Origin of the sequence: Chryseomicrobium excrementi (genome assembly GCF_002798305.1) — a bacterium.
In the GTDB taxonomy this organism is placed as follows: domain Bacteria; phylum Bacillota; class Bacilli; order Bacillales_A; family Planococcaceae; genus Chryseomicrobium; species Chryseomicrobium excrementi.
Window position 1 is genome coordinate 477,551 of the sequence record NZ_PCGR01000001.1, and the last position, 17,972, is coordinate 495,522.

Sequence of the window (17,972 nt, forward strand, 5' to 3'; positions counted from 1 at the left end):
ATACTTAGCTATTATACCAAGTTTCCAACATCTCGACCATCGTTTCAACGGAAACATGTTCAGTTGAAACTTTAGGTATGGCAGATAAAAAGTCTTTCCCATATGATTTGCTTTCTATCCGCCGATCGAGGATGATAAACGCGCCTTTTTCTTGCGGATTCCGAATCAGACGACCAAAACCTTGTTTGAATCTAATAATTGCTTCTGGCAAGGCAAGCTTTGTAAACGCATTTTGTCCACTTCGAGTAAGCTCTTCCGCTTTTTGTTTAAAGTAGGGGTCATCCGGATTTGTAAAAGGCAAGCGCACTAACAAAATGGTTGATAATGCATCTCCTGGAACATCCACGCCTTCCCAAAATGTAGTCGTTCCAAACAAGATTGCCTTTTCAAATCGCTGGAATGTCCGAAGCATCCGCATTTTACTTCCTGCATTCATACCTTGAGCAATCAGCAAGAAGTCGTCAGCTAATGAAGTTTCCTCAACTAACTCTACCGTCTTCCGCAACATGTCCTGAGAGGTGAACAATACAAACATACGTCCTTCCGTCACTTGGGCGGTCTGTATAATGACATCGGCAATCGACTCAATGAACGTCATTTGATCTACCTGAGTGACGTCCGGCACATCATCCACAATAAATACTTTGGCACCGTTGTAATAATCTGGGGCAGTATGAAAACGCTGAATGGGAATAGACCTTGGCAGATACAATTGATCTAAAATAAACCAAGGCTGTTTAGGAACAGTCAGTGTTCCCGATGTCCAGACAATCGATTTCGTAGCCCTGTAGTTTTCAAATAGCTGTTCCGTAAATTCTTGATGATTCAACTTCCGTTGATGAAAAATAAACGAACTTGGTAAGCTGCGTTTATCCGCTTCTAACCAACTAGCTTCTTCTTGAATCTGAAGAACAAACTCTTCCCATTTATAGGCTACAATACGAAGTTCTCGGATCCAGTAGTAAATATCTTCTTTATCCGAAGTGGTTGAAATATCAACGGAATATAAAGCTTCATCATAAAGTGTCACAAGACTATTCAATTCCGCAATAAAATCTTCAAACAGAGCTCGATGCTCTCTTAAATCTACTGTTACTTTTGACATTCCTCTAGTTGTTTTTTGAGCATTCGTCCATTCAATAAGTTCCCTGATGATCCCGTCAAATACGTCTTGAATCGTCTCAGTACGAATTTTCAATTTAGTGAGCATGGCTGCGGGAACTTCAAGTCTTTCAAGTTTCCAGCCGACTTGCGTTTTTTCATTAAATCCAAATTGGCTAAATAAATATTTCCACTCAGTAAATGAGATGACCTTCTCATTCATTTTTTTTACGGCCGTCAAAAAATGATGCGCTTCGTCAATAATAAGAGCTCCGATTTGTGATTCAAAGCTTTTCATCACTTCTGGTTGGCCTGCGACCATGGCATGATTCGTAATGATGAGCTGAGCTTGTTTCGCTCGCCGATACTCCATTTCATAAAAATCTTGTGCTATGTGTGGGGTACGCTTTCGCTTTCTTACTTTATCAAGCGTTAAAGCGCCGCCTCCAGTTGTATTGAGTTCTATCAGATCTCCACTCTTCGTCTCTTGCATCCAAACTAAAAGTTGCATCAGAGCAAACGTCTCATCATAAGATTCATCAACACTTGCAAGCCGCACTTGGAACAATTCATGGTCAATATAATGGGTGTACGCTTTCAACTTGGATACACGGAAACTGCCAGGAAAAGCTTGCAACAGCTGCGAACATTCTTTTTCGATCAACTGGTCCATCAGCGTGTTTGTATAAGTGGAAATGACAACTTTTTGATTCGTTTCAAGTGCATAACGAATTGCAGGAATTAAATATCCCATCGTTTTCCCAATACCTGTTTCTGCTTCTAAAGCAACTTCCGCACGATTTTGCAACGCTTCATGTACAGCATCCATATAATGCAGCTGCGAAGGTCGGTGTTGAGAGGTCGTGTAGATCTCTTGAAGAAGTGCGAGCTTCTGCTCCTCCGATTTCGGATAGTCTGGAAATGACTTAGCAGGTAATAAGGTATCGTTCAGTGCAGTATCAGAAAAACGCTGTTGTTGCATTCTCATGGCTTCAAAAAATAGTGGAGCTACATGAGATTTCATTCGAAAACAGCGTTTATGTAGATTTGTGATGGTCTCGAGTGACAAGGAATTTAATTTATCGACGCATCTCAAGAACAACTCTGCTGTCGCATAAGCATCAGCATCCGCTCGGTGGGCATCTGTAAGTTTGATTCCTAGCTCTGAAGTGATTTCACTCAATTTATAACTGAGTGCTGAGGGAAACATCAAGCGAGAAAACTCTACTGTATCAATTTTTTTATTTTTAAGAAGCGGACGATTGACACGCTTCAACTCACCTTGTAAAAAAGGAAAATCGAAATTCACATTATGCGCAACAAAGACAGCCCCCTCTAATTGATTGTAGACTTCTTCTACAACCTCATGAAATAAAGGCGCATCTTTTACATCATCATTGCGGATATGTGTGAGCTGTTGTATGAATGTTGGGATTTGCTTTTCTGGATTTACAAAAGTGGAATAAGTTGAAACAATCGTGCCTTGTTCAATTCGTACAATTCCAATTTGAATGATCCGGTCTCCATTTTTAGGCGAACTTCCTGTTGTTTCGATATCGACTACTGCATAACTATCTTTCATCGGATTCACTCACAGTACTTATAGATTCAGTAAAATTGTAACATAAAAACGCCGCTCAACGAGTGATGCGACGTTTAAAACTACATTATAATACTGTGGCTTCCGGTTCGTAAGAAATCAAATCTCGAATTGAGTTGTCTTCATTCATCAAGGCCACAGTTGGTTTGTGTGCCTTTGCTTCTTCATTCATCATATAAACGTAAGAGAGAATAATGACGATGTCTCCTTTTTGTACCAATCGAGCTGCTGCACCGTTAACGCAAATCACGCCACTTCCACGAGCCCCAGAAATAATATACGTCTCAAAGCGTGCACCATTATTATTGTTCACAACGTGAACTTTTTCATTTGGTAGCATACCGACAGCATCTAAAATATCTTGATCGATCGTGATACTGCCTACATAATTTAAATCCGCTTCTGTAACAGTCGCGCGGTGAATTTTACTATTTAACATCATTCGTAGCATATGGGTTCACTCTTTCTATAAGAATATTGTCAATCAATCGGGCTTTTTCAAAAAAGACAGCAACTGCCAATACATACAACTTCGCGTGCTCCGTTTTCTTCAGATGCGGATAGCTCAGCATATCTACATAATCTATACGTGCAGCTGTAAGCTTGCCGAGCTCTTGTTGGACGTAATGAACGGTTTCTTTAACAGATGCACATTCTTCATAAACCTTTTTACCAGCTACTAGAGCTTGGTAAATCCTTGGTGCCTGCTCCCGTTCTGCAGCTGATAAATAAACATTCCGCGAGCTTTTAGCCAGACCATCGTTGTCACGGATAGTTGCCACCCGGACGATAGATAACGGAAAGTCATAGGCTTCTACAAGTGACTCAATCAATGCAAGCTGCTGAGCATCCTTCTGTCCGAAATAAGCGTTTGTAGGTTGCACCAAATGAAATAATTTGGTGACGACTTGTAACACACCATTAAAATGTCCTGGACGACTTGCTCCGCAGAGCACGTTGGCCATATCTCCACTGTCAAAAGTAATGGTGCTTTCGGTTGTATACATTTCATCAACAGATGGGTAGAAAATACAATCTACGCCTAGTGATGCAGCAAGCTGATGGTCCCTCTCAAAGTCTCTTGGATACCGATCTAAATCTTCATTTGGACCGAACTGCGTAGGGTTGACGAAAATACTCAAGATCGTCACATCATTCTGCTGAATGGACGTTTCAAGTAGCTTGGCGTGACCATCGTGCAAGTATCCCATAGTAGGAACAAAGCCGACAGTACCCCTACAAGATTTTCTAAAAGTGCGAAGCTCTTGCTTCGTTTCACAAATAATCATGTCGTGCCTCCATACAACGCAATCTTTTCTTCCGTCTTCATTTCAAATTGATGTTTTTCTTGCGGGAACTGCTTGTCTTTCACTTCTTGAACGTACTGTCCTAGAGCCTGTTCCATCGTTGGATAGACGGATGCATAGGATTTCACAAATTTTGGAACATGATGTGCTCCATAGCCCAGCAAGTCATGGAACACGAGAACTTGACCATCTGACTCCGCTCCAGCACCAATACCGATTGTAGGAATATGAAGGGATTGCGAAATTTGTTCCGTCAATTGGTGAGGGATACACTCTAAGACGAGCATGAAAGCCCCAGCAGCCTCAATTTTTTTAGCATCTTCAATGATTTGTTTTGCTTGTTGAGCCGATTTCCCCTGTACTTTGAAGCCTCCAAGCACGCCAGCAGTTTGTGGAGTTAGTCCTAAGTGCGCCACTACGGGGATACCCGCTGCTGTGAGTTTTTCTATGAGCGGTAGCATATCTCCCGCTCCCTCAATTTTCACTGCTTGAGCCCCTGTCTGTTGCATAATGTCAATAGCATGACCGAGCGCTTTGTCGGTAGAAAGGTGACACACACCAAACGGCATATCCACGATGAGAAACGTGTTTAGAGCGCCTCGTCTAGCGGCTTTTCCATGATGAATCATATCTGCCACCGTTACTGGTACAGTGGAATCATAGCCTAGAACGACCATTCCTAAGGAGTCCCCGACTAAGATTACATCCACTCCTGCTTGCTCGGCTACTTTAGCAGAAGGATAATCGTAAGCAGTCACCATTACGATTTTTTCGCCTTGCTGTTTCATTGATTGGAACCCAGTAGTTGATTTCATTTTTTCTCCTCCTATCTTTCGAAAGGTGGAAAAAACCAAAAGTAAGCCCCTGCGAGAAGACGCAGGGGCAGAAAATGTCCATAAGTGGTTTTTTCCGTCCCTGTCAGATACCTGATCAAGGCGTACATGTAAGTTGTAAGCATACAAAAGCAGGTACAGTTCTAAAAAGATACTGTCCAAATTTAGTGTAGCACAATCTCGTCACCTGTCCAGTTTTCCACTCAGCGTGACGTCTCCTGAAAAGAGTGCACGAACGCCTTCACCAGTATCGACTAACAGTGCTCCGTGCTCATTAATCCCTAATGCAATTCCTTGGATCGTTTCTCGAACAGTTGTGGCGGTCACTTTCTCACCTATCATTGACGAGCGCTTCTCCCACTCACTCATGAACGGACGAAAACCTTGGAGCTCATATTTTTCAATTGCTTTTTCAAGCTCTAATGCAATCTCAGCCAATAACTCGGTCCGGTTGATTGGGTGATCACAAGCTAATTGTAGTGAAGTTGCTCGAGCGGTCAACGGGTCTGCAAAATCTTCAGCCGTCTGCAGAACATTGATTCCGATTCCTATTAGAATCGCTTCAATTTTGTCTGGGGTGGCTTGTAGTTCTGTTAAAATACCTGCTGTTTTGTAACCATCAATTAGTAAATCATTTGGCCATTTGATATCCACTTTAACCGATGTAACACGCTCGATAGCCACAGCGAGGGCTAAAGCTACAACCAACGTAATGGGAGGTGCTTCATGCGGCAGTAGGTCCGGACGAACAACCCATGTGGTCCACAATCCCTTCCCTTCTGTAGAAGCCCATGGCCTATTCAGTCTTCCTTTGCCTTCAGTCTGCAGGTCGCTTACAACAAGAAGCCCGTGCGGAGCTTGTCCATTCAAAATTAACTCATTAGCTACTTTCTGAGTAGAACTACAACTGTCGAGAGTATGAAGATTTCTAGCAAACGTGTTCGTCTTTAAGTAACTTTCTAATGCATGCTGTGAAATCTTAGATGACATCTCTTGTAACACATACCCTTTCTTTTTTACCGCTTCAATCCGGTATCCTTCTTCAATTAAACTCTGTATATACTTCCAAATCATCGTTCTAGATACACCAACCGTCTCAGCTAGTTGTTCTCCAGAAACAGGTTCAGTCGCTTGTTTGAGAATCGTTACAATCTTTGCCTTATTGGACATGTTTTTTAACCCACTTTTCTAATTCCGAGTAGTCGTTTTGGAGTTCCCCACAAACAATTCGCTTCGAAAGTTCACGGTTCACTTCTTTAATCCATGGACCAGCTGGTCGCTTCACCAACTCCATCAATTGTTTTCCTGATATCTCTAAGTCTGACGAGTTTCGAAGCGGGGATGACACTGCCCACCTTCTCATAGCCTGTAAGGACGGGAATGGAGCAACATTTCCAAGAATCTCAAAACAAACTTCAAGTGCCTCATCGGAGCTATTTAGAATGGCTTCATAGGTCCATCCCATTTGCCGAAGCATTGACATAGTTTGTTTCACTTCAGACTGAAGCCGCTTCTCTGCGTTGGAATAGGGAAATGTATAAGGTACCTTTTGGAAATAATGAAACCAAGCCCATCCATGTCGTTCGCTCAGCGAAGGTTTCTGTTTTTCTGGCAGGCTTTGATAGTTCCCTGGAAGTACATTGAGAAAACATGTATTTCGTAACGAAGCAAGTGAAATTTCCGGATTGGTAAATGCCCAAATACGACCTATTTCTTGTTTGATCCGCTCCTTAGCAATATGTTGCAACAAATGACTTTTTGCAACCATGGCTTCCCACGTAATTCGTTCAATCTGAAAATCAAGCTGACCTGAAAGACGAATGCCTCTCAAGATTCGTAGTGCGTCTTCTTCATAGCGCTCCGTAGCGGTACCTACAGCCCGGATTTTTTGATTAAATAAATCTTCCTGTCCACCAAAGCAATCCAGTAGCTCATCTCTACGTGACAGCGCCATCGCATTGATTGTGTAATCACGCCTTGCCAGGTCTTCTTCTAAATTTCGGACAAAGGTTACTTTGTCAGGTCTTCTGTGATCTATATAGTGAGATTCCACACGAAATGTCGTCACTTCAATAGCTTCACCATTTTCTACAACGGTCACCGTACCGTGTTCGATACCAGTAGCGAATGTTTTAGAAAACAGCCTCATCACTTCTTGTGGAGAAGCGTCAGTCGTGATATCGATATCTTTTATAAGCAGCCCCAGTAAATGATCTCGGACTGCACCGCCTACTACATATGCTTGGTACCCCGCATGTTCTAGTTTTGAAAGCACTGCAAAAGCATTCGGCCATCTAGTCTTCATTTGACGCTACCTGATAGTAGAAATCTTCATATTGTGTGATGATTTGTTCGTTGTTAAATATCTTTTCAACGGTCTCTAAAGCTTGTTGACGAAACGCTGCATACATCTCTGGATTATTCAACAGCTCCACAATAAGAAGCGCGGCTTTCTCTACGGCACCACTAGGTACAACAAATCCGTTTTCGCCGTGCCGAATAACTTCTGGGATTCCTCCAATGTCTGTACCTATACAAGGAACACCACATGCCATAGCTTCAAGTAACACTAAACCAAAAGATTCTTTCTCAGACATTAATAAAAACAAATCAGCAAGCGCATAAAGTTCTGCAACATTCTCTTGTTTTCCTAGGAACAGAATATCTTTCTCATAATCCGTGCCTTTCGCTTGTTCAAGTATCGGGTGTCGCTCTGGACCGTCACCGACAAGAACGAGCTTACAGGGCATCTGTTTGCGTACGTATGAGAACGTCTTGACGATGTCCTGTACTCGTTTGACTTTGCGGAAGTTCGATACGTGTAAAAGAACCTTTTCTTCAGGTGCGATTCCTAGTACCTTGCGTAAGTGAGAGACATCTTGAGGAAAATAATCTTCTGTATCAATAAAGTTATAAACGGTTTCAATTTTTTTATCTGGAGCAATCAATTCCATCGTTTGTTTAGCCAGTGAATTGGAAACCGCCGTCACGATATCAGACTTTTCAATGCCATATCGAATGGCTCCTTTTAAAGAAGAATCTACTCCTAGAACCGTAATATCTGTCCCATGCAATGTGGTGACAATTCCAACGTTGCGTTTCGCCATATCTCGTGCCAAAATTGCACAGACTGCGTGAGGAATAGCATAATGCATGTGCAATACATCTAACTGCTCGTCATCAATGACTTCTGCAATCTTATTTGCGAGTGCTATGTCATAGGGGGCATATTGAAAAACCGAGTAGTTATTCACTTCTACCTCATGATAGGTCACGGATTGATAAAACCCTTTCAATCGAAAGGGCATGCTAGACGTTATAAAATGAATTTCATGGCCGCGTTCTGCAAGTTGCTTCCCAAGCTCCGTAGCAATGATACCTGAACCACCGACTGTAGGATAGCACGTGATCCCAATTTTTAATTTTTTCGTTTTATCGATCACGACGGTCCTCCAAAAGACGCCAATCTAGGAATCCTTCTTCTATTCCTTTCAGCAACACTTCTGCAGTACCCATGTTTGTCGCTAAAGGAATCTGATAGACGTCACAAAGACGAATCAGAGCCGTCACATCTGGCTCATGTGGTTGAGCAGTAAGGGGATCACGGAAGAAAATAACCATATCCATCAAATTATCTGCAATTGCTGAACCAATCTGCTGATCCCCACCTAGAGGACCTGATTTGAAGCGGTGGATGTTGATGCCTACCTCACTCTCAATTCGTCCTCCTGTGGTCCCTGTTGCATAAAGGTCGTGTTTGATTAATGTATTTTTATAAGCTGTAACAAATTGAATCAAATCGTCTTTCTTTTTGTCATGTGCAATCAATGCGATTCGCATAGTGTCATCTCCTACTCAATTAAATTTTCCAACCCGTAAATACATGTATCACGTTTTAAAACTTCTCGAATACTCAGTGCAACACCAGGCATAAATGAACCTCTTGTAAACGAATCATGCCGCAAGGTCAGTAACTGGCCCTCGCCACCAAAAAGAACTTGTTGATGTGCAACGAGTCCAGGAAGTCTTACACTATGTAGCTTTATCCCGTCGATGTCTGCACCTCGTGCTCCGGTTAAGAGTTCTTGCTCATCTTCATGCCCTTGTTTATGAGACGGTCGGTGTCGCCCAATCAGTTCAGCTGTTTTTAATGCTGTTCCCGAAGGGGCATCCAGCTTTTGATTGTGATGCATCTCGATAATTTCTACATCCCCCATATACTTTGCCGCTTGCTCAGCAAACTTCATCATGAGGATGGCCCCTATTGAGAAGTTCGGTGCAATGATGCAACCGAGCGTTTTCTCTTTGCATTCCTTCTCTAAAGTCTTCAAGTCTTGCTCAGTAAATCCCGTTGTACCGACAACAGGTCTCACACCATAGTGAAGAGCTGTCATGGTATGCTTCATAGCAAGTTCAGGTGTTGTGAGATCAACGAACACATCTGGCTTCGTTTGTAAAAACAGCTCGTCAATCGAGGTAAATACAGAATAATTCTGCAACGCATCTGTTTCTCTAGAATCAAGTAAACCGACCAGTTCAAAATCAGTCGTGTTCTGAATGAGTTCTAATGCTTCTTTTCCCATCTTACCACGGGGTCCCGCGAGTGCAATGCGTATCATCTAGTCCAGCTCCTTTTTAGTCCAGCGGTCTTTATCACGCGTTTCAAATTTTATCATCACTCGGTCCAGAGCTTGTTGCATATCGATTTTTTCTGCATTAGCAAAACAAATCAAGACGAATAGAAAATCCCCTAACTCTTCTTCAAGTGCTTTTTCCGCTTCAGTCGATTTCTTCTTCTTCATTCCATACAAATGCTGCACTTCTCTTGATAGCTCTCCAAGCTCCTCAGTCAGTCGAGCCAAAAGCTCCATCGGAGGAAAATAGCCCTCTTTAAATTGCCCAATATATGTATCCACTTGTTGTTGCATTTCTGACATTGTTTTCTGTTTCATTTTACCACTCCTTGTCGTTAATCGTAGCTATAGAATCTCTAGTTGTCAAAGGCCTTTAAATGAATGATAATGAGTGATGGGGTGAATGAAATGAAGTTGGGACTAAAATTTAAAAACATCTTTTTTATTATACTGGGAGCTGCTATTTTTAGCTTTGGATTTGTTCATTTCAATATTCAAAACGAGCTAGGTGAAGGTGGATTTTCAGGTGTTACGTTAATTCTGTATTTTGTTTTTGGCTGGGATGTTGCATTGATGAACTTATTATTGAATATTCCCATGTTTCTTATCGGTTGGAAATTACTCGGTCGTAAAGTATTCCTTTACACTTTAATTGGGACAATCAGTGTTTCAGTATTTTTAAAGATTTTCCAAATCTATGAGATTCAAATCAACTTGCAAGATGATCTGTTTTTAGCTGCACTATTTGCTGGAGTGTTTGTTGGTGTAGGTCTTGGAATCATCTTCCGGTACGGTGGAACAACTGGTGGAGTGGACATTATTGCTCGTCTAGTCCATAAGTATATTGGCTGGAGTATGGGGAAGACGATGTTCTTATTTGACGCAGGTGTGATTTTGCTTTCTTGGCTGACTTTCCTTGATGAGCGTTCTATGATGTATACGCTTGTAGCTGTATTTGTAGGAGCAAGAGTTATAGATTTTGTTCAAGAGGGAGCGTATTCTGCTCGTGGTGCGTTTATTATTTCGGATCACCAGACGGCTATCGCTGAGCGCATTGGAAAAGAGATGGACCGAGGTGTTACGGTTCTAGATGGACATGGCTTCTATACAAAATCAAAGCGAGAGATGCTTTATTGTGTCATCGGACGAAACGAAATAGTTCGTCTAAAGAATATCATAACTTCTGTAGATCCTCATGCCTTTGTCTCTATAGTGGATGTCCACGATGTGATGGGAGAAGGATTTACATTGGATGAAAACAAGAAACCATTTGATTGATTAAAAAAGTGCCTAGAGCTGAGCTCTAGGCACTTTTAGTTTATTCAGATCGGGTCATACCTGTGTAAATTAAAATCAAACGCAGTAGCTCAAGAACTGCTACAGCAGCAGCGGCGACATATGTCATCGCAGCAGCATTTAATACTTTTTTAGCATGACGTTCTTCTTCATTGCGAATCAAGTTCAAGCTTACCATTTCATTCATTGCTCGGCTAGATGCGTTGAACTCAACTGGTAATGTGACGATTTGGAATAGCACACCAGCTGCAAGCAATGCGATACCTAACAATAACATTTCAGAAATCGTAGAGAAAATCCCAATCATGATGAAGATCCACGAGGCATTAGATGAGATGTTCGCTACAGGTACTAATTTATGACGCAGTGTCAAGAAAGAATAGGCCTCTTTGTGTTGAATTGCATGTCCCACTTCGTGAGCAGCAATAGCAGCACCTGCAACTGAAGCTTCATGGAAGTTGTGTGATGACAGAGCAACGATTCGAGTCATTGGATTGTAATGATCACTCAAAAACCCGCGACTTTCAACAACTTGAACATCTTGTAGTCCATGAGCATCTAAAATTGTCCGGGCTACTTGTGCACCGGTCATCCCTGATGTAGAACGAACTTTAGAATAACGCTTGTACGTACTTTTCACTTTAAATTGTGCATATAAAGGTAAAATCAATAGAACAGCAAAGTAAATTAAATAACCCACTGTGTTTCCCCTCTTTTCTAATATAGTTTTATTTTATCTAGTTTTGACTGAATTATCAAATGACATGTATCGCTTTCCGCTTATATTTAATACAGCAAGTAAAATACATGCAATGGAAAGCCAAAATGTAAAATAGCCTATTTGAGGAGCATACTCAAGTAGTGATCTATAGATCGGCATTTGCCCAAACACGTAATCTATCACATCATTATGGAGTGTCCAAATTGCAGCTATAGCTAATGCTAGCCACTTAAACCGGTACCAAGGGAAGTAGAGAACGGCTTGCACGGCCATTCCAAAATGAGAAATGACAAGCATCCAACCTACTGGACCAATCGGACCCTCTACGACCAGTGTCATCAAGTTCATGACAACAGCCCATAATCCGTATTTCACAAGCGTAATGAGCGCAAGCGCTTCAATAAGTCTCCAGTTCCTACCGAGTAACCAGCCCAATAATGCGAGTGTGAAAAACAGACTTGCTGTCGGACTATCTGGTACAAAAAGATAATAGATCGGCTCGGTAATTGAAAGTTGTCCCTTATACCAGTAATAGCCGTAAATGGTGCCGAGTAAGTTGACAATAAAAAGCAACCACATAAAAGCACGGTTATACAAAACCGCTCGAATCCATTCCACAAGACAAAACCCCTTCGATAAAATGGTAGAAAAAAAGAGAGTCATAAATGACTCTCTTACTTAGATTATTCAGAAGCTTCTAGAGTTGAAATAAACTCCGCAATCACTTGAAGCTCTTCATCTGTACCTTGGTAAGTTCCAGCTGGCATTGAAGCAATACCATTTTTACCAATTTCATAGATTTCTTCCGCAGAGCGACCAGTACCAACTAAAGTTGGTCCGATTCCGCCTTCAAATGCATTCCCGTGACATCCAATACAAGATGAAGTGGAGTACAACTGATAGCCTTCAGAGTTTTCATCAAACTCTACAGACACTTCTTCACGAATCTCACCTTGTGCTTTAGCAGCTTCCCAGTCATGGTTTACTACTGATTCCCACGTCAAGAAGATGATTGAAGCAATAGCAAGTAACATAAAGCCTGTTGGTAATGGACGCTTAAATGGACGGCGTTCTTTAGATGTATCTAAGAATGGTACTAGTAGTAACGCCATGAATGCGATACCTGGCATAACAATGGCACCAATTACGTTATACGGACCTGATGCGAATTGATATTTAAGTAGTTGGTATAAAAATAAGAAATACCAGTCTGGTAATGGAATATAAGCAGTGTCAGTCGGATCTGCTTGACGCTCCAATGGTGATGGATGCGATACCGTTAAAATAAGATAACCTATTAAGAATACAGAACCAATCAACCATTCTTTTAGAAGAAAGTCTGGCCAAAACGCTTCTGTTTTCCCTGGATACTCAGAGTAATCTTTAGGTCCCTTTTTCTTACGGCTAGATGGATGCAGAACACGAGAGTCACCCACGAATTTTAAACCTTTTCCGCGATGCATGAAGTCCCCTCCTTGTTATCCTCTTTTTCCACTTACCTATTATAGTGGACCTGAAATACCTTGACGACGAATTAAGATAAAGTGAGCTGCTAATAATCCAAACAATGCAGCTGGTAAGAAGAATACATGGATAGCGAAGAAACGCGTTAACGTTTGTGCTCCAAGGATTACTTCATCACCTGCAAGTAATGTTTTGATCATTCCACCGATAAATGGAACCGATGCCGCAATCTCAATACCTACTTTTGTTGCAAATAAAGCTTTCATATCCCATGGTAGTAAGTAACCCGTAAATCCAAGACCTAACATAATTCCAAAGATCCCTACTCCTACCATCCAGTTCAATTCACGAGGTTTCTTATAAGAACCAGTGAAGAAAACACGGAGTGTGTGAAGGAACATCATCACGATAACTAATGATGCGCCCCAGTGGTGCATTCCTCGAACGATTTCACCGAATGCTACTTCATTTTGAAGATAGTAAACGGAATTCCATGCATTTTCAATATCCGGCACATAGTACATTGTTAAGAACATACCTGAAAGAATTTGAATAACTGTAACAAAGAACGTTAATCCTCCGAAACAATACACAAACGCCGAAAAGTGGTGTGCAGGGTTTACGTGTTCAGGAACTTCGTGGTCTGCAATATCACGCCAAATTGGTGTAATATCGAGACGCTCATCTACCCAATCATAAATCTTGTTTAGCACGATGTCGTACCCCCTTTATTACACTAAATTATTCGGAACTGCCATACCAATTTCTAATAAACCATCGGCACTTTCACGTACCTCGAACACATCAAGTGGTCCAAGAGGTGGTGTACCCGGAACATTTTTACCGTTCTTTTCATAGCGGCCTTCGTGACATGGACAGAAAAATTGATCTGGGTATTCAGCATCCCCAGCCCAGTTTACTGTACAGCCCAAATGTTTACAGATAGGGGACAATGCGACAATGCTATCTCCGCTCTTATAAACCCATGCTGTATTTGTTACTTCTGAAGTGTACCAAGCATCCACTTGTTCAAATGTGAAGTCGACACGTGTTGGCTCTTCAGTGATATCAGCTACTGCTACATCAGTCGTTACGAAATCTCCTCCATCTTTCTTTTGAAGGACAGGATCAATTGCAAAACGAACCATCGGCATTAGCATACCGGCAGCCATAAATCCGCCAACTCCTGTAAGCGTGTAGCTTAAAAATTGACGTCTGGTTACTTTGTTGTTACTCATCGGTTTCCCCCCTCTAACGTAAAGGTCAGTCCAAAGGACATACTTGCGTGAATAAAATAATACTAGGACAGTTCAATGATACTTTAACTATGCAATAAAATCAATATTGGCTAGGATTGAATTCGACAGTTTGTGAACATTTGTTGAATCCTATCAAAATAACTTTTTACGAAGGAGAATTCCACTTTTCAGCGATTCGAGGAATGAGCTGACGAACTTGATCTTCAAGTATTTTTCCTCGCATTTTGGGTTCCATCGAATCTAGTGGAATTGTTGCTGTCCAGAAGATAGAACCATCTAGCTGATTCCACTCTGAATCTCCCGTTAAAAACAAAATATGCTTGAATGGAGATGCAGCAAAAGCACTCTTCCAATCTACTAATAGTTGTTCTTTTGATTGTCCGGAAACATAAGAAAAAGAAGGGAAAGCCACTACTCTCCCTTTAAATTGGTTCTCGAGCGCATTAGCTAGAGACAGAATATAATCGGCTTGTGAAGCTCCCATTTGCATCGTCTCTTTTGTAACATGTACGGGTATCAAAGGTACAATTGCGGTGTCAATATACTCTGTTTGTGCTAAAAACTGAGCACTGTCTCTTCCTGTATAAAACATTTAGTCAACCTCCGACTGCAGTATCTGATATTTTTTTGAAAGCTCTTCAAAACGCTCTCGGTCTTGCTCATCTAGCGCTCGGTCAATCTCTTTCTCCAGCTGTTGCAATTGATAGGCTTTTAAAGAGTGATCCACTACATGATTAGCCGTCGCTTGATCCATTCGTTTCAATTCTTCGTTCATGGGGAGGAAAGGATTGTCCTCAAGAACGGCAATAAATTCAGGAACTCGTTGTTTATCTGGAAACTTTAGCTCGATGTACATCGGTTGGTCTGGATGCAACCTCATATCGTGGAATGATTTTTCTGCATCTGCTGAAACAATAGTCCCTTTATAGAAGCGAAATGGTGCTCCTGAAGAAGATGTGGTGGAAATCATCATTCCTCTTGGACAATGTTCCACCCCTTCTACAAAATGAACGTTTTCTAAAAGTTCTTCATGGCTGACCAAATAATTTAAGATCCACACACTTTCCCGACGTTTCAGTTGGAAATTCGTAAGTAGCCACTTCACAAAATCTCGCTTTTCATTTGCTGTTACCGAAGCCGTCATAGGGTTGTCCCTCCTATAATTCGTCTAACATGGCGCTCCATTCCAAAGAATCCGGTTGCAAGGAAAGCAGTTGTTGGATCACTGTTTTAGCCTGTTGACGTTTTCCTTCCTCTAGTAAGAAGTATGCATATTTTTCAAGAAAGTAGACATCTTCTTTTTGTTCCGTGTATGCGAGCTGATAGAACTCATATGCTTGTTCGTAATTCTCAAGTTGGTTGTGACTCTCAGCAAGATACGGATAAAGTGCCGTCAAAATGGCTCCATCTACTTGAACGGCTTCTGCAAGTGCAATGACTTCTTCGTATTCTTCTCGGTGCATATGCAGCTGTACCAAATTTAAAATCCCGTCGATATACTCAGGATCTAATGCAATTGCCTGACTGAAGTACTCGATTGCCTGCTCTTCGAGTTGCAGTTTCAGCGCCGTCTTCCCTGCAAACAAATAATATTCTTTCTCGAATCCGTCTTTTTCAATACCTTGTTGGATTCGTTCAAGAGCCTGCTCGTTTTGTTCTAACATCGCATAGCCTTGTGCCGATAATAAATACGCCGAATAGTAATCTGGGTCCATTGCTAACACTTCATCCAGTTGTTCAATTGATTCCTTATACATACCAGATTGGAACAAAGCGTAGCCGTATTGGAATAAAACGTCCGGAGCCTCCCCTGCTTTTAGTGCTTCTTTAAAATAGGGAATGGATTCTTCATAGGCAGCTCCAGCAGAATACGTTTCTGCCAACTTCAATGCCAAGTTGACGTGAACGAGGTCGTCTCTTAAGTTCCACAAGTTTTCATAAAGACGTGCCGCTTCTAAGTAACGCCCTGTCTCGCGTTTTAACTCTGCCTTCGCTAATTGTAGAATCGGTTCATCTGGCAACAAGCGTGTAGCTGCTTCCAACTTTTGTTCAGCCACTTCATAGAGCCCTGTCATTTGATAGTAGTCCGCAAGAGCAAGTAGCACTTGTGGGTATACGTCAGAGGACTCAGGAATTTGCTGTAGCAATTCTACAGCCCCCTCTTCTTGACCGACTTCTAGCATCCACAGTGCTCGGTCTACGACTAGCTGATCTTCTTCTGGGAACAGGTAACTTAAATGCTCAAGTAACCGGAGAGCTTCTTCTACAAATCCGTAGCTTGCTACCTGTTCGGATGTTTGATAAATCGTTTCCGGGTCATTTTCTAATAAAAAGGTCTCTATTTGGTCTTTCCAGGTTTCTTCTCCTGTTTCAATTTGGCGGAGAATCTCATTCATTGTCATAGATATCACTTCTTTCTTACTTCTTAGTGTACACGATACAAAGTCAAATCAAAAAGAAAACAGACTCAGTTTGAGCCTGTCGTAACTTGTGTATAATGGTCAAAAAAGTTTGGGTAGCTGACACGAATGCAGTCTGCATTGTCGAGAGTTACAGGAGAACTTGTAATTAGAGAGGCAATAGCGCCCATCATACCGATTCGGTGGTCTCCATATGTAGTTATGTTCCCTCCATGCAGTGGAGTAGGTCCCGTAATACGCATGCCATCTTCTGTAGATTCAATTTGAGCCCCCAACTTCGTTAGCTCATTCACCACAGCGTCAATCCGATTGGTTTCTTTCACTTTAAGTTCTTCAGCATCTCGGATGACCGTCACACCAGTTGCCTGAGTTGCGAGAAGTGCGATGATCGGGATTTCATCAATAAGACGAGGAATTTGACTCCCTCCAATTTCAGTTGCTGTTAACTTACTTGATTCTATTTCAAGAGTAGCCGTCTCTTCATGCGAACCTGATGTAGAAGCAGTCATACGAAGTGTCGCTCCCATTTCCTGTAACACTTCTACAATTCCGTCACGTGTCGGATTTACTCCCACATTTTCAAGTCGAAGAACTGAATTTGGTGCTATCGCGCCTGCAACCAACCAAAATGCTGCAGATGAGATATCTCCCGGTACCACTACATGAGTAGGAGTCAGTTTTTGACCGCCTTCAAGTGAGATAGTGGAACCAGCCTGATGAACCTCTACACCAAAGTGACGGAGCATCTTTTCCGTATGATCGCGAGATATATCGATTTCTGTAACAGTTGTCGTCCCTTTCGCTCGGAGGGCTGCCAGTAAAATTGCAGATTTAACTTGTGCGGATGCAACTGGCATCTGGTAAGAGATGGCTGTTAATTCTCTTCCTTGAATCGCAAGAGGAGTGAAATTCCCACCACTTCTACCAATAATCTCAGCACCCATAAGTTTTAATGGATCCGTCACACGTTTCATCGGTCTTTTTTGGATGGATTCATCTCCAATCATTACCGAGGCTATGGATGAAGAAGCCAAGACTCCTGCAAGTAATCGCGTAGTTGTTCCTGAGTTTCCTGTGTAGAGAATCGTATCCGGTTCTTTCCAGTTATCAATTCCTGGACTAGTGACCGTCACACGATCTCCATCGACTTCTACTTGAACACCGACACGCTGGACACAATCTATCGTACTCAAGCAATCGTCGCTCTGCAAAAATCCTTCTACAGTCGTGGTACCTTGTGCCATAGCCCCAAATAAAATCGACCGGTGTGAGATGGACTTGTCTCCTGGTATCACGAGAGTTCCTCTTAAAGGACCTTGATGATGTAGTGTCTTCAT

The 17,972-nt window shown here is 41.9% G+C and carries 20 protein-coding genes; 1 reads left to right on the forward strand and 19 read right to left on the reverse strand.

Annotated features, from left to right (window positions below):
* Positions 1-4 precede the first annotated feature (4 nt).
* The 10 genes from CQS04_RS02395 to CQS04_RS13880 form a co-directional block, all read right to left on the reverse strand.
* On the reverse strand, positions 5-2,683 hold the full coding sequence (locus CQS04_RS02395; protein ID WP_100352604.1) for a helicase C-terminal domain-containing protein: 2,679 nt from the start codon (positions 2,681-2,683) through the stop codon (positions 5-7).
* A gap of 85 nt (positions 2,684-2,768) precedes the next feature.
* Positions 2,769-3,152, reverse strand: a complete 384-nt coding sequence (gene panD, locus CQS04_RS02400; RefSeq protein WP_100352605.1) for an aspartate 1-decarboxylase — start codon at positions 3,150-3,152, stop codon at positions 2,769-2,771.
* On the reverse strand, positions 3,130-3,990 hold the full coding sequence (gene panC, locus CQS04_RS02405; RefSeq protein ID WP_100352606.1) for a pantoate--beta-alanine ligase: 861 nt from the start codon (positions 3,988-3,990) through the stop codon (positions 3,130-3,132). The genes panD and panC overlap by 23 nt, the downstream gene beginning before the upstream one ends.
* Complete coding sequence (gene panB, locus CQS04_RS02410; RefSeq protein WP_100352607.1) at positions 3,987-4,823, reverse strand: 3-methyl-2-oxobutanoate hydroxymethyltransferase; 837 nt, start codon at positions 4,821-4,823, stop codon at positions 3,987-3,989. Before panB ends, panC begins: the two co-directional genes overlap by 4 nt.
* A 201-nt stretch (positions 4,824-5,024) precedes the next feature.
* Positions 5,025-6,011, reverse strand: a complete 987-nt coding sequence (locus CQS04_RS02415) for a biotin--[acetyl-CoA-carboxylase] ligase (RefSeq protein ID WP_100352608.1) — start codon at positions 6,009-6,011, stop codon at positions 5,025-5,027.
* Complete coding sequence (locus CQS04_RS02420; protein WP_100352609.1) at positions 6,001-7,146, reverse strand: CCA tRNA nucleotidyltransferase; 1,146 nt, start codon at positions 7,144-7,146, stop codon at positions 6,001-6,003. The genes CQS04_RS02415 and CQS04_RS02420 overlap by 11 nt, the downstream gene beginning before the upstream one ends.
* Complete coding sequence (gene bshA, locus CQS04_RS02425; protein WP_245858730.1) at positions 7,136-8,284, reverse strand: N-acetyl-alpha-D-glucosaminyl L-malate synthase BshA; 1,149 nt, start codon at positions 8,282-8,284, stop codon at positions 7,136-7,138. Before bshA ends, CQS04_RS02420 begins: the two co-directional genes overlap by 11 nt.
* Positions 8,274-8,681, reverse strand: a complete 408-nt coding sequence (mgsA, locus tag CQS04_RS02430; protein ID WP_100352610.1) for a methylglyoxal synthase — start codon at positions 8,679-8,681, stop codon at positions 8,274-8,276. Before mgsA ends, bshA begins: the two co-directional genes overlap by 11 nt.
* A gap of 11 nt (positions 8,682-8,692) precedes the next feature.
* Positions 8,693-9,460 (reverse strand): 4-hydroxy-tetrahydrodipicolinate reductase, encoded by a 768-nt coding sequence (gene dapB / locus CQS04_RS02435; protein WP_100352611.1) that lies wholly within the window; start codon positions 9,458-9,460, stop codon positions 8,693-8,695.
* On the reverse strand, positions 9,461-9,793 hold the full coding sequence (locus CQS04_RS13880; protein ID WP_100352612.1) for a nucleotide pyrophosphohydrolase: 333 nt from the start codon (positions 9,791-9,793) through the stop codon (positions 9,461-9,463).
* A gap of 90 nt (positions 9,794-9,883) precedes the next feature.
* On the opposite strand from CQS04_RS13880, the gene CQS04_RS02445 reads away from it, so the two are divergent.
* Positions 9,884-10,753, forward strand: coding sequence for a YitT family protein (locus CQS04_RS02445; RefSeq protein ID WP_100352613.1), 870 nt, complete (start codon positions 9,884-9,886; stop codon positions 10,751-10,753).
* A 40-nt stretch (positions 10,754-10,793) separates the two neighbouring features.
* Here CQS04_RS02445 and CQS04_RS02450 read toward each other — a convergent pair whose 3' ends face one another.
* The 9 genes from CQS04_RS02450 to aroA all read right to left on the reverse strand — a co-directional run bounded on the left by CQS04_RS02450 (position 10,794) and on the right by aroA (position 17,972).
* Positions 10,794-11,471: a zinc metallopeptidase gene (locus CQS04_RS02450; protein WP_100352614.1), complete on the reverse strand. Its 678-nt coding sequence runs from the start codon at positions 11,469-11,471 to the stop codon at positions 10,794-10,796.
* A 33-nt stretch (positions 11,472-11,504) separates the two neighbouring features.
* Entirely contained in the window at positions 11,505-12,155 is a 651-nt protein-coding gene (lhaT, locus tag CQS04_RS02455; protein WP_100352615.1) for a lipoprotein heptaprenylglyceryl N-acetyltransferase LhaT, read from the reverse strand.
* A gap of 20 nt (positions 12,156-12,175) precedes the next feature.
* The gene (locus CQS04_RS02460; protein ID WP_100352616.1) at positions 12,176-12,955 is read right to left on the reverse strand and encodes a menaquinol-cytochrome c reductase cytochrome b/c subunit; all 780 of its coding nucleotides are present in this window, start codon (positions 12,953-12,955) and stop codon (positions 12,176-12,178) included.
* Between the two features lie 39 nt (positions 12,956-12,994).
* Positions 12,995-13,669 (reverse strand): menaquinol-cytochrome c reductase cytochrome b subunit, encoded by a 675-nt coding sequence (gene qcrB / locus CQS04_RS02465; RefSeq protein ID WP_100352617.1) that lies wholly within the window; start codon positions 13,667-13,669, stop codon positions 12,995-12,997.
* A gap of 18 nt (positions 13,670-13,687) precedes the next feature.
* On the reverse strand, positions 13,688-14,194 hold the full coding sequence (locus tag CQS04_RS02470; protein ID WP_100352618.1) for a QcrA and Rieske domain-containing protein: 507 nt from the start codon (positions 14,192-14,194) through the stop codon (positions 13,688-13,690).
* A gap of 166 nt (positions 14,195-14,360) precedes the next feature.
* Positions 14,361-14,807 (reverse strand): DUF2487 family protein, encoded by a 447-nt coding sequence (locus tag CQS04_RS02475; protein ID WP_100352619.1) that lies wholly within the window; start codon positions 14,805-14,807, stop codon positions 14,361-14,363.
* Positions 14,808-15,359, reverse strand: a complete 552-nt coding sequence (locus CQS04_RS02480) for a ReoY family proteolytic degradation factor (protein WP_100352620.1) — start codon at positions 15,357-15,359, stop codon at positions 14,808-14,810. It abuts the gene before it with no gap.
* Positions 15,360-15,372: 13 nt separating this feature from the next.
* Complete coding sequence (locus CQS04_RS02485; protein ID WP_245858731.1) at positions 15,373-16,617, reverse strand: tetratricopeptide repeat protein; 1,245 nt, start codon at positions 16,615-16,617, stop codon at positions 15,373-15,375.
* 65 nt (positions 16,618-16,682) lie between these two features.
* Complete coding sequence (gene aroA, locus CQS04_RS02490) at positions 16,683-17,972, reverse strand: 3-phosphoshikimate 1-carboxyvinyltransferase (RefSeq protein WP_100352621.1); 1,290 nt, start codon at positions 17,970-17,972, stop codon at positions 16,683-16,685.